The organism is Geodermatophilus sp. SYSU D01106, from assembly GCF_054049995.1.
On sequence record NZ_JBJGYM010000008.1, the window covers coordinates 106900 to 118906 of the forward strand.

The window sequence follows — 12007 nt, forward strand, 5'->3', positions numbered from 1 at the left end:
CCGTGCCGCCGCTCCACGAGATCGCGCACCTGGCCCACGTCGAGCTGCTCACCCACAAGCCGGAGGAGAGCCTCGACTTCTTCGTGCGCTACCTCGGCATGACGGAGAACGGCTCGTCCGGGGACTCGGTGTTCCTGCGCGCGTGGGACGACTACGAGAACACCACGATCAAGCTGACGGCGGCCGCGCAGCCGGGCGTCGGCCGGACGAACTTCCGCGCCGCCACCCCGGAGGCGCTGCAGCGCCGGGTGGCCGCGATCGAGGCGACCGGGCTCGGGAGGGGCTGGCAGGACGGGGACCCCGGCTACGGGCCGGTCTACGTCTTCACCGACCCCGACGGCCACGAGATGGGCGTCTACTACGAGACGGAGTGGTACCGCCCGCAGGGCGACCTCGTGCCGGCGCTCAAGAACCAGGCGCAGGCCTACCCGGGCCGCGGGGTCAGCGTCCGGCGGATCGACCACATCAACTACCTCGGCGTGGACCCGCGGGCGAACCGCGACTTCTTCGTCGACACCCTCGGGGCGATGACCACCGAGCAGATCGTCCTCGACAGCGGCGAGATCGCCGGCACCTGGACCACCTTCACCAACCAGGGCTACAACGCGGTCTGGACGAAGGACCGCACGGGCACCTCCGGCCGGCTGCACCACGTCTCGTTCGCCGTGGACAGCCGGGACGACATCATCCGCGCGGCCGACCTCGCCCTGGAGCACGGCGTCCACATCGAGACCGGGCCGCACAAGCACACGATCCAGCAGAGCTTCTTCCTCTACGTCTGGGAGCCGGCCGGCAACCGGATCGAGCTGGACAACCCGGCCGCCCGCCTCGTGTTCGCCCCCGACTGGGCGCCGGTCGACTGGTCGGAGGCCGAGCGGGCCAGGGGGCAGGCCTGGGGCCTGCAGACCATCTCGACCTTCCACACCCACGGCACGCCCCCGGTCCAGCAGTGACGCGCATCGCCGTCCTGGGCCTCGGGGAGGCGGGCTCGGAGATCGCCCGGGACCTCGTGGCGGCCGGCGCCGACGTGCGCGGCTACGACCCCAAGGGCCTCGCCGTCGACGGCGTCGCCACGCGGGGCAGCGAGGCCGAGGCGGTGGCCGACGCCGACCTGGTGCTCAGCGTGAACAGCTCGCACGACGCCGCGGTCGCCCTGGACAACGCGCTGCCGGCGCTGCGGCCCGGCACCCTGTGGGCCGACCTCAACACCGCGAGCCCGGGACTCAAGGCGGCCCTGGCCGAGCGGGCCGCGCCGGCCGGGGTCGACGTCGTCGACGTGGCGCTCATGTCGCCGGTGCCGGGCAAGGGCCTGCGCACCCCGATGCTGGTGTCGGGGGAGGCGGCCGGCCGCTACGTCGGGCTCGTCACCGGGCTCGGCGCGGACGCCGAGGTCCAGGAGGGCCCGGTCGGCACCGCCATCTCCCGCAAGCTGCTGCGCAGCGTCTTCTACAAGGGCCTGGCCGCCGCCGTCACCGAGGCGCTGCGGGGCGCCGAGGCCGCCGGCTGCGAGGACTGGCTGCGCGGCAACGTCGCCGCCGAGCTGGCCGGGTTCGACGAGCGCACGCTCGACCGGCTGGTCGAGGGCACCCGCGTGCACGCCCGCCGGCGGGCCGACGAGATGGCCGCCGCCACCGAGCAGCTGGAGGAGCTGGGGGTGCCGGCGCGCATCGCCCCGGCCGCCCGCGACCTGCTCGTGGAGCTGCGCGACGCCGCCCCGGGAGGGACCGCGTGATCATCGACTGCCACGGCCACTACACGACCGCCCCGGCCGCGCACACCGCCTGGCGCGAGCAGCAGGTGGCGGCCTGGGAGGCCGGGACGACGCCGCCGCCCTACCCGGCGATCAGCGACGACGAGATCCGCGAGACGATCGAGGGCAGCCAGCTGCGGCTGATGGACGAGCGCGGCATCGACGTCACGCTGTTCTCCCCCCGCGCCTCGGCGATGGCCCCGCACGTGGGCGACGCGGCCGTGAGCCTGGAGTGGTCCCGCCGCAGCAACGACCTCGTGCACCGGGTGGCCACCCTGTACCCGGGCCGCTTCGTCCCGGTCGCGCAGCTGCCCCAGTCGCCCGGGGCGGACCTCACCGCCTCGGTCGCCGAGCTGCGCCGCTGCGTGGAGGAGCTCGGGTTCGTCGGCTGCAACCTCAACCCCGACCCCAGCGGCGGGTCCTGGTCCTCCCCGCCGCTGACCGACCGCAGCTGGTACCCGGTCTACGAGGCGATGGTCGAGCTCGACGTGCCGGCGATGGTGCACGTCTCGGCGTCGGCGACCCCGGTGTTCCACGCGACCGGGGCGTACTACATCAACGCCGACACGACGGCGTTCATGCAGCTCGTGCAGGGCGACCTGTTCGGCGACCTGCCGGACCTGCGGCTGGTGATCCCGCACGGCGGGGGAGCGGTGCCCTACCACTGGGGCCGCTACCGGGGCCTCGCGGACATGCTCGGCCGGCCGCCGGTGGAGACCACGGTCATGGGCTCCGGCATCGCGGGCGGGGTCTTCTTCGACACCTGCGTGTACCACCAGCCCGGCATCGACCTGCTGCTCGACGTCGTCGACACCCGCAACGTGCTGTTCGGGTCGGAGATGGTGGGCGCCGTCCGCGGCATCGACCCGCGGACCGGGCACCACTTCGACGACACCCGGCGCTACGTCGAGGCGGCCGCGGCGCGGGGGGCGCTCTCCGACGAGGGGCGGGCCGCGGTGTTCGAGGGCAACGTGCGGCGGGTCTACCCGCGGCTCGGGCCGGCGCTGGCGGCCGCCGGGCGCTGAGCCGGGGGTCCCTGGGCGTCTCCGGACCGCGGGGGTCAGGTCGTCTCGGGGACCCGCAGGTGGGCGACGGCGACGTCGAACTCGGCGGTGTCGAGCACCTCGAGGCCCATCGCCGGGGCGAGGCCCTCGCGGAACTCCCGCGCGCCGTCGGCGGCCGCCTCGGCGTCCTCCCGGCTGCCGTAGGACACCGCGGCCACGGTGAGCCCCTCGTCCCGGCGGACCAGCACGCTCACGCTGCAGAAGCCGGGCAGGTCGTCGAGCTTGGGCATCAGCGACAGCCGGACGGCGTCCACGGCGCGGTCGACGGCGTCCGGCGGCGTGCGGAGCCAGGTGACGCGGGCGCGGGCGCCGTCGCCGGCGTCCAGGACGCGGTGCATGGCCGCGACCTCCCACTCCCGCACGTCCGGCTCGCCGCCCAGCAGCGCGGCGGTCCGCTCGGCGAAGGGGCGGACCTCCTCGCGGCTGTCGGCCAGCGCCTGCCCGTCGCGCCACGACGTGGTCACGATGCAGCGGCCGCCCCGTGGGTCGGCGAGGACCGACAGGCCCAGGCAGCCGGGCATCCGCTGCACCGCCGGGAGCACCTCGTCGCGGGCGTGCGCGACCGCCGCCGCCACGGACGCCGGGGTCCCGGCGACCTCGGTGGACCGGGCACGGATCTCGGCCACGCGGCCTCCCGTCGGGGTCTCGGGCCGGGGTCTGGCCCGGTCGGGCCGGCGGGGTCCCGGGCGGGTGCCGGCCCGGCCCAGCGTGCCCGCCGCGCCCGCGTCCGGGCAACCGAGTCAATCGTCGCGGCCGGAGCGCGACGGGGAGGGGCTGTGACCCCGGTCACCCGCGCCGAGGATCGGGAGGCCGGCCCGCGTCCCGATCCGTCCGGCGGCCGGCCCGACCCCAGGGGGAACCGCCCATGCGGACACGTCCACGACTCGCCGTCCTCTCGGTGCTGGCGGCCACCGCCGCCGCGGTGCTCGCCGCGCCGACCGCGCAGGCCGCGCCACCACTGCCCGATCCCGGGCCGCTGCTGCCCGTGGCCGACTGCGGGGAGATGGCGGGCTTCACCCGCCCGGGCACGACGGTGACCGCCGTCGAGGAGCACCGCGGCGACGACCGGACGCCGGCGTCGTGCCGGATCACCCTGCGCGTGGAGGACCCCGAGGACGGCGGCGTGGTGACCGTCTGGGTGGCCCTGCCCGAGGAGACGTGGAACGGCCGGTTCCAGGCCGTCGGCGGCGGGGGCTTCTCCGGCGGCAGCGCCGGCAGCCTCGAGGCGCCGCTGCGCGACGGCTACGCCGCGGCGGCCACCGACGCCGGTCACGTGGGGCCCTCGGGCACCTTCGGCCTGCGCCCCGACGGCACCCCCGACCAGGCCGCCCGCGAGGACTTCGGCCATGAGGGCGTGCACGACATGACCGTCACCGCGAAGGCCGTCGTCGCCGAGTACTACGGGCGCGACCCCGCCTACTCGTACTGGAACGGCTGCTCCACCGGCGGCCGCCAGGGGCTCATGGAGGCGCAGCGGTACCCCGACGACTACGACGGCGTCCTCGCCGGCGCCCCGGTGGTCAACTTCCCGGAGATGCAGACCGGCCAGATCTGGGGCCAGGTCGTCATGCTGCAGGAGGACGCCCCGATCCCCGCGTGCGAGTTCGAGGCCGCCCTGGCCGCCGCGGTCGAGGCCTGCGACACCGTGGGCGACGGCGTGGTCGACGGCGTCATCGGCGACCCGTTCGCCTGCGACTTCGACCTCACCACGCTCATCGGCACGGTGACCCCCTGCGGGACCATCACCGCCGAGGACGTCGCGGTGATGCAGCGCATCCACGAGGGCCCGCGCGGCACCGACGGCCGGTTCCTCTGGTACGGCCTGCCCTACGGCGCCCCCTACGCCGGCCTGCACGACGTCACGCTCGACGAGTCCGGGCGGCTGGTGGGCAACCCGTTCCTCTACGACATCTGGTGGATCCGGTACTTCCTGACCGACGACCCCGATCTCGACTGGCGCACCATCGGCTACGAGGAGTTCGAGGGCCTGTTCGACCTGGCCGTCGAGCGGTACGGCGACATGATGGGCGCGAGCGACCCGGACCTGTCAGCGTTCCGCGACAGCGGCGGGAAGCTGCTGATGTGGCACGGCCTCGCCGACTTCGGGGTCACCGTGCAGGGCACCGTCGACTACCACGAGCGGGTCCTCGAGGAGCTCGGCCCGGGCCACACGCAGCAGTTCGCGCGACTGTTCCTGGCGCCCGGCGTGGGCCACTGCCGCGGTGGGGCCGGCGCCCAGCCGGTCGACCCGTTCGGCGCGCTGGTCGCGTGGGTGGAGGGCGGGCAGGCGCCGCGCACCCTCGACGGCGTGACCGCCGACGGGGCCACCCGCCCGATCTGCGCCTACCCGACGGTGGCGCGGTGGACGGGCCGGGGGAACCCGGCCGACGGCGCCACGTACCGCTGCGTCCCGGCGACGCGCATGGAGCTGCGGCAGCCGTGACGGCGACGGCGCAGGCCGGTGACACGCGTCCCCGGCCTGCGCCGTCCCGGCCTGCGTCGATTGTCGCGCCCCGGGTGCGGTTTTCCGCCGACGGAGAGACGTCATCTGTGGCGTGCGGCACACCGGCGACCGGCCATAGGTTCGCCGCACGGCGGCCGGCGAACGCCCGGCGCCCACCACTCGCGGAGGAGGTCCGATGACCCGGCCCGTCGACGCCCAGCACGGCGTCCTGGTGCTGTCCTGCGAGGACGCGCCCGGCATCGTGCACGCGGTGTCCGGCCTGCTCCTGCAGGAGCGGTGCACCATCCTGGAGAGCCACCAGTTCGACAGCCCGACCAGCGGCATGTTCTACATGCGGGTCGAGTTCGCCCACGTCGACGGCTCGCCGCTGGACATCGAGGCGCTGCGCGCCGCCTTCGAGGAGACCGCGCAGCGGTTCGCGATGGACTGGCGGATGGTCGACTCCGCGCAGCGGCCGCGGGTGCTCATCCTGGTCAGCAGGTACGCGCACTGCCTCAACGACCTGCTGTTCCGCAACTCGATCGGCGAGCTCGACCTCGACGTCGTCGCCGTCGTCTCCAACCACCCCGACCTCGCCGGCACCGCCGAGTTCTACGGCGTCCCCTTCCGGCACGTGCCGGTCACCCCGGAGACCAAGCCCGAGGCCGAGGCGGCGCTGCTGGAGATGGTGCGCGCGGAGCGGATCGACCTCGTGGTGCTCGCCCGCTACATGCAGATCCTGTCCGACGGGCTGTGCAAGGAGCTCGAGGGCCGGGCGATCAACATCCACCACTCGATGCTGCCGAGCTTCAAGGGCGCGCGGCCCTACCACCAGGCGCACGCGCGCGGGGTCAAGTTCATCGGGGCGACGGCGCACTACGTCACCGCCGACCTCGACGAGGGCCCGATCATCGAGCAGGAGATGCTGCGCGTGGACCACGCGCTGACCCCCGAGGAACTCGCCGCCCGCGGCCGGGAGGCCGAGACCCGCGCGCTCGCGCACGCGGTGCGCTGGCACACCGAGAACCGGGTGCTGATCCGGGGGAACCGGACCGTCGTCTTCGAGTGAGCCGGTCCGGCGCCCCTGCCGGGATCAGGCGGGGGTCAGCCGGACCGGGAGGCTCTCCCACGCGCGCAGCGTGTTGTTGTGGTGCCGCACGGGCGTGCCGGCGGGCGCGATCGCGCGCACCCGCCGGGCCAGCGCGGCGAGCAGCGCCTCGGCCTCCAGGCGCGCGACGTGCTGGCCCACGCACTGGTGGATGCCCATGCCGAACCCGACGTGCCCGGAGGGGTCGCGGGACAGGTCGAAGGCGTCGGGGTCGGCCCAGCGGCGCGGGTCGCGGTTGGCCGCGGCCAGGAACATGAGGATCTTGCGGCCCTCGGGGACGACGACGTCGCCGACCCGCACGTCGGTGGTGGCGGTGCGGAAGAAGGTCTGCACCGGGGACTCCCAGCGCACCGCCTCGTCGAAGGCGACGCGGGCCAGCGACGGCTCGGCGCGCAGCCGGTCCCACTGCGCGGGGTGGGTGGCGAAGGCGTGCAGGATCGCCGACAGCGCGTGCACGGTGGTGTCCACCCCGGCGGTGAGCAGCGAGCGCACGACCAGCGGCGCCTGCTCCGGGGTGATCTCGCCGCGGTCGCTGGCCGCCCAGATCTCGGCGCCGAACCCGCCGGGGGCGAGCACCTCGCGGCGGCACTGCGCGGCGACCCATCCCGACAGCTCGGCCACCCGGGGCGCGCCCTTGGCGACCAGGTCGTTGGCCGGGCCGAACGCGTTGAAGGCGTGGTCGCCGTAGGGCAGCAGGTTCTCCCGGCCGTCGTCCGGGATGCCTACGGCGTCGGGGAAGACGCGCAGCGGGAACACCTCGGTGAGCACGGGGACGGCGTCGAACTCCGTCCCGGCGGCGAGCACCTCGTCGACGAGGGCCTCGGCGTCGGCCCGCCAGTGCTCGTGCAGCCGGCGCAGCGCGCGGGGCCCGAGGACCTTCTGCAGCACCCGGCGGGGCGCGTCGTGCCGGGGCGGGTCGGCCTCGAGCAGCAGGCTCGGCGGCCGCCACGGCTCCTCGTACCGGAAGTTGGACAGGCCCACGCCGGCGGCGGACTGGAAGCCCTGCCAGTCGGTGAGAGCCGCGTGCACCTCCGCGTAGCGGGCCATCGCGTAGACGTCGTGGCGGGACAGGTGCACGACCGGGCCCGCCTCGCGCAGGGCGGCGTGCATCGGCAGCGGGTCCTCGAGCACCTCGTGCGCGAACGGGTCGACGTCGCTGGTGGGGATCGTCGCGGGGACGGTGGCGGTCATGGCGGACTCCGGTCGGTGATCGGTGCTCGGTGATCGGTCCTCAGAGCTCGGTGCTCACAGGTCGAGGACGAGGCGCTCGTCGCGGGAGCGGGACACGCAGACGTACATGCAGTCGTTCGCGGCGCGCTCGTCGTCGTCGAGCAGCGCGTCGCGGTGGTCGGGCCGCCCGGCCAGGACCGTCGTCTCGCAGGTGCCGCAGACGCCGCGGCGGCAGGAGGACAGCACCTCCACGCCGACCCGGGCCAGGGCGTCGAGCACGGTGCTGCCGGGGTCGACGACGACCGTCGTCCCGGTGCGGGCGAGCTCGACCTCGAACGGCGCGGTGCGCGCCGGGGCGCCGCCGTCGACCGCCACGAACCGCTCGGTGCGCAGCGTGTACGGCGGCCAGTCGGCGCAGGCCCGCTCCATCGCCGCGAGCAGGGGCGTCGGGCCGCAGGAGTAGACGCGGACGCCGGGGCGCGGCCGCCCGAGGAAGCCGGCGAGGTCCAGCAGCCCGGTCTCGTCCTGCGGCCGGACGAGCACGCGGTCGCCGAACGCGGCCAGCTCGTCGAGGAACGCCATCGAGCGCCGCTCCCGCCCGCCGTAGAGCAGCCGCCAGTCGGCGCCGAGGGCCTCGGCCTGGCGCACCATCGGTAGCAGCGGGGTGATCCCGATGCCGCCGGCCACGAACAGGTAGCGCTCCGAGGGGACCAGCGGGAAGTTGTTGCGCGGGCCGCCGACGCCCACGAGCTCGCCCACGGCGAGCTCCCGGTGCACGTACGCCGACCCGCCGCGACTGCCCGGCTCCAGCAGCACCCCGACCCGGTAGGTCGTGGGGTCGAAGCGGTCCCCGCACAGCGAGTACTGCCGGGTCAGGCCGCCGGGCAGGACCAGGTCGACGTGCGAGCCGGGTGTCCAGTCCCGCAGCCGCCCGCCCGAGGGGGACGCCAGGTCGAGGGTCACGACGCCGTCGGCCCGCACCTGCTTGTCGACGACGCGCAGCGTGGCGACGTCGGCGGAGGCAGGCGCGGAGGCGGGCGCGGAGACGGAGGCGGTCACACCGGCAGGGTGACGGGCCCAGCTGTGACGTGGACAACGCCGTCTCAATGGACGAGAGTCCGGACGTGCCTCGGGTCGCGACGGGTGAGTCGTCGCTGGACCGCGCCGTCCGGGTGCTCGAGGCCTTCACGCCGGACCGGCCGGAGCTCGGCGTCACCGAGGTGGCCCGCCGCGCCGGGCTGCACGTGGCGACGGCGTCGCGCATCGTCGCCCGGCTCGCCGACCACGGCCTGCTCGAGCGCACGCCCGACCGGCGGGTGCGCATCGGCGTGCGGATGTGGGAGCTGGCGGCCCGCGCCTCGCCGACCCGTTCCCTGCGCGACGCCGCGATGCCCTACCTGGAGGACCTGCACGCGGTCGTCGGGCACCACGCGCAGCTCGCCGTCCGGGACGGCGACGACGTGCTGTTCGTCGAGCGGCTCTCGGCCCGGGACGCGGTGGTCAACTTCTCCCGCATCGCCGGGCGGCTGCCGGTGCACGTCTCGTCCTCGGGCGTGGTGCTGCTCGCGCACGCCCCGGCCGAGGTGCAGGAGCGCGTGCTGGCGCGGCCGCTCGAGCGGCTCACCGCCGCCACGGTGAGCTCCCCGGCGCAGTTGCGGGCGCTGCTGGCGCAGGTGCGCCGGCAGGGGTGGGCGCTGCTCCCGGGCTTCGTGCACGCCGACGCCACCGGGGTCGCCGTCCCGGTGCGCGACGGGCTCGGGGAGGTGGTGGCGGCGCTGTCGGTCATCGTCCCGAACGACGACCGGGCGGCGTCCGCCGTGCCGGTGCTGCTCGCCGCCGCGCGCGGCATCGGCCGGTCCCTACCGGTGGCCGCCCGGCCCTGACCCGCCGGGCCGCGTCTCGCACCCGGTGTCGACCTGCGGTCGTCTCCCGCACCGGGTGGCGCCCACAGGTCGACACCCGGCGCAGGGGGGTCCCCGCTGCGGTCAGCCGGTCGCGCGGCGGGCGCGGTAGGCGGCCGCGTGCGAGCGGTTCGCGCAGGCGGTGCCGCAGAAGCGCCGGCCGGCGTTCTTCGTGAGGTCGACCAGGACGTCGTCGCAGCCGGTGGCCGCGCAGCGGCGCAGCCGGTCGAGGGCGCCCGAGCGGACGACGTCGGCGACCGCCAGCGCCGCCTCCACGCCCATCCGGTCGGCCACCGAGGCGGTCGGCTCGGTCGCGTGCAGGTGGTAGGGCCACCCGTCGTGGCGGACCAGCTGCGGCAGCGCCTGCCCCTCGCGCAGCAGCCGGTTGACCACCTCGACGACCTCGTCCTCCCCGGCGGTCCAGGCGCCGGCGAGGACGGCGCGCAGCCGGTGCACGGCGGCCAGCTCCGCGTCGTCGCCGACGCGGCTGCCGGTGAACTGCCACTCGTCGAGGAACGCGGCCAGCGCCGGCGGGTCGGGCAGGCGCTCGGTGCCGTCCGCGGAGGTGTTCACCAGCGCGGCGGCGGCGGCGAGCGCCACCTCCGTGTCATGAGCGAAGAGCATGTCGGTCCTGACTACGCTACGGTCTCGGCGTCAGGAGTGTACGGACGATCGCTCCTGACGGGAGGAGGTCGTCGTGCCCGGACGCCGGACCGGAGCGGTCGGACTGCTGCTGGCGCTGCTCTCCGCGGCCGCCTTCGGCACGAGCGGGGTGTTCGCCACCGCCCTGATGGACGCCGGCTGGAGCGCCGGGGCGGCGGTCACCGCCCGCCTCGGCATCGCTGCGCTCGTCATGACCGTGCCCGCCGTCGTCGCGCTGCGCGGCCGCTGGCACCTGCTGCGGGCCGACGTCCTCGGCGTCCTGCGCTACGGCGCGCTGGCCGTGGCGCTGCCCCAGCTGGCCTACTTCCTCGCCGTCGGCCGGCTGTCGGTGGGGGTGGCCCTGCTGCTCGAGTACTCGGCCGTCGTGGTCGTCGTGCTGTGGACGTGGGCCCTGCACGGCCAGCGGCCCTCCGCGCTGACCGGCGCCGGCGTGGTCGTCGCGCTGGCCGGCCTGGTGCTCGTGCTCGACGTCGTCTCGGGCGCCCGCCTCGACCCGCTCGGCGTCCTGTGGGGGCTCGTCGCCGCGTGCGGGCTGGCCGCGTACTTCCTGCTCTCCGCCCGCACCAAGGGTGCGCTCCCGCCGCTGGTCAGCGCGTGGGCCGGCCTGGCCGTCGGGGCACTGGTGGTCGGGGCGGCCGCGCTGGTCGGCGTCGTGCCGTGGCGGACGTCGGCCGCCGGGGTGGAGCTCGCCGGGTGGTCCACCAGCTGGCTCGTGCCGGTCCTCGGCCTGTCGCTGGTGGCGGCGGCCCTCGCCTACGTCACCGGCATCGCCGCCGTCCGCCGGCTCGGGTCGCGGGTGGCGTCCTTCGTCGGCCTGAGCGAGGTGCTGTTCGCCGTCGCGGCCGCCTGGCTGGCGCTGGGGCAGCAGCCGGGGGCGGTGCAGCTCGTCGGCGGCGTCGTCGTGCTGGCCGGGATCGTGCTCGTGCGGGTGGGGGAGCGGCCGCCCGCGGCGCCGGCCCCGTCCCCGGACCCCGTCCCGGCGGCCCCGCGGGCGCGGGGCTGAGCGCACCGCTCAGCCCGGGACGGCGCGCTGCTCCGGCACCGCCTGCGCGCCCAGGACCGCCAGCAGCTGCAGGCGCTCGGCGGTCTCGCTGCCGGGGACGGCGGTGTAGACGAGCAGCCGGTGCGACTGGTCGGGGTCGACCAGCGACTGGCAGGAGAGCTCCAGCGGGCCGACGACGGGGTGCACGAAGCGCTTGACGTCGCGCGGGCGGAGGCCGACCTCGTGCGCGTCCCACAGCCGCCGCAGCTCTTCGCTCTCCGCGAGGGTCCGCTCGGCGAGCCGTGCCGCGCGTGAGCGGGGGCCGCGCAGGGTGACCAGCTCGCGCAGGCCCGAGGCGTAGAGCCGGGAGAGGAACGCGTGCTCCTCCGGGGCGTAGAGCGCGCGCGTGGCCGGGTCGGTGAACCAGCGGTACCCGAGGCTGCGCGCCGGCCCCGTGCGCTCGGTGGCGTCGCCGGTGAGCGCGACGCCGAGCGGCGTCTGCCGCAGCGTCTCGCCCAGCTCGGTGACGATCTCGGCCGGGGTGTCGCCGAGGCGGTCGAGGATGCGCAGCAGGCCGGGGCTCACGTGCTCGCCCTCCGTGCCGCGGGCGGGCGGCCGGTGCCCGGCCAGCCGGAACAGGTGGTCGCGCTCGTCGAGGGACAGGTGCAGGCCCTGCGCGATGGCGGCGACCATCTGCTCCGACGGGTGCGGCCCGCGCTCCTGCTCCAGCCGCGTGTAGTAGTCGGTCGACATGTGGCAGAGGACGGCGAGCTCCTCCCGCCGCAGCCCGCTCGTGCGCCGGCGCGGCCCGCGGGGGAGGCCGACGTCCTCCGGCTGCAGCGCCTCCCGCCGTCGTCGCAGGAAGTCCGCCAGCCCGGCCCGGTCGATCACGTCGCCTCCACTCGCGGGTCCCGGCGCGGGTCGCG

Annotated in this window: 12 protein-coding genes; 7 read left to right on the top strand and 5 right to left on the bottom strand. The window is 75.8% G+C overall.

Going from position 1 to position 12007, the window contains the following annotated elements; translation table 11 throughout:
* Positions 1 to 2 precede the first annotated feature (2 nt).
* The 3 genes from ACI78R_RS11025 to ACI78R_RS11035 are packed head-to-tail and all read left to right on the top strand — an operon-like array spanning position 3 to position 2775.
* A complete protein-coding gene (locus ACI78R_RS11025; protein WP_457040741.1) occupies positions 3 to 953 on the top strand; it encodes a VOC family protein in 951 nt (316 codons plus the stop codon).
* Positions 950 to 1732: a DUF1932 domain-containing protein gene (locus ACI78R_RS11030; protein ID WP_457040742.1), complete on the top strand. Its 783-nt coding sequence runs from the start codon at positions 950 to 952 to the stop codon at positions 1730 to 1732. The genes ACI78R_RS11025 and ACI78R_RS11030 overlap by 4 nt, the downstream gene beginning before the upstream one ends.
* A complete protein-coding gene (locus ACI78R_RS11035; RefSeq protein ID WP_457040743.1) occupies positions 1729 to 2775 on the top strand; it encodes an amidohydrolase family protein in 1047 nt (348 codons plus the stop codon). The genes ACI78R_RS11030 and ACI78R_RS11035 overlap by 4 nt, the downstream gene beginning before the upstream one ends.
* 35 nt (positions 2776 to 2810) lie before the next feature.
* Here the strand turns inward: ACI78R_RS11035 and ACI78R_RS11040 are convergent, their stop codons facing one another.
* Positions 2811 to 3440: a putative quinol monooxygenase gene (locus ACI78R_RS11040; RefSeq protein ID WP_454553958.1), complete on the bottom strand. Its 630-nt coding sequence runs from the start codon at positions 3438 to 3440 to the stop codon at positions 2811 to 2813.
* A gap of 239 nt (positions 3441 to 3679) precedes the next feature.
* Between ACI78R_RS11040 and ACI78R_RS11045 the strand changes: the two genes are divergently transcribed.
* Together ACI78R_RS11045 and purU are read left to right on the top strand one after the other, a co-directional pair.
* Complete coding sequence (locus tag ACI78R_RS11045; RefSeq protein ID WP_457040744.1) at positions 3680 to 5257, top strand: tannase/feruloyl esterase family alpha/beta hydrolase; 1578 nt, start codon at positions 3680 to 3682, stop codon at positions 5255 to 5257.
* A 196-nt stretch (positions 5258 to 5453) separates the two neighbouring features.
* Complete coding sequence (purU, locus tag ACI78R_RS11050) at positions 5454 to 6326, top strand: formyltetrahydrofolate deformylase (RefSeq protein ID WP_457040745.1); 873 nt, start codon at positions 5454 to 5456, stop codon at positions 6324 to 6326.
* A 24-nt stretch (positions 6327 to 6350) separates the two neighbouring features.
* On the opposite strand, the gene ACI78R_RS11055 is transcribed toward purU, so the two are convergent.
* Entirely contained in the window at positions 6351 to 7556 is a 1206-nt protein-coding gene (locus tag ACI78R_RS11055) for a cytochrome P450 (RefSeq protein ID WP_457040746.1), read from the bottom strand.
* 54 nt (positions 7557 to 7610) lie between these two features.
* Positions 7611 to 8594, bottom strand: coding sequence for a PDR/VanB family oxidoreductase (locus ACI78R_RS11060; RefSeq protein WP_457040747.1), 984 nt, complete (start codon positions 8592 to 8594; stop codon positions 7611 to 7613).
* Between the two features lie 65 nt (positions 8595 to 8659).
* Here ACI78R_RS11060 and ACI78R_RS11065 point away from each other — a divergent pair, with 65 nt between their 5' ends.
* Positions 8660 to 9418, top strand: a complete 759-nt coding sequence (locus tag ACI78R_RS11065) for an IclR family transcriptional regulator (protein ID WP_457040748.1) — start codon at positions 8660 to 8662, stop codon at positions 9416 to 9418.
* A gap of 102 nt (positions 9419 to 9520) precedes the next feature.
* Here the strand turns inward: ACI78R_RS11065 and ACI78R_RS11070 are convergent, their stop codons facing one another.
* Positions 9521 to 10060, bottom strand: a complete 540-nt coding sequence (locus ACI78R_RS11070) for a CGNR zinc finger domain-containing protein (RefSeq protein WP_073419723.1) — start codon at positions 10058 to 10060, stop codon at positions 9521 to 9523.
* 73 nt (positions 10061 to 10133) lie between these two features.
* On the opposite strand from ACI78R_RS11070, the gene ACI78R_RS11075 reads away from it, so the two are divergent.
* Entirely contained in the window at positions 10134 to 11102 is a 969-nt protein-coding gene (locus ACI78R_RS11075; protein WP_457040749.1) for an EamA family transporter, read from the top strand.
* Positions 11103 to 11111: 9 nt separating this feature from the next.
* Here ACI78R_RS11075 and ACI78R_RS11080 read toward each other — a convergent pair whose 3' ends face one another.
* Complete coding sequence (locus ACI78R_RS11080) at positions 11112 to 11972, bottom strand: helix-turn-helix transcriptional regulator (protein ID WP_457040750.1); 861 nt, start codon at positions 11970 to 11972, stop codon at positions 11112 to 11114.
* Positions 11973 to 12007 lie beyond the last annotated feature (35 nt).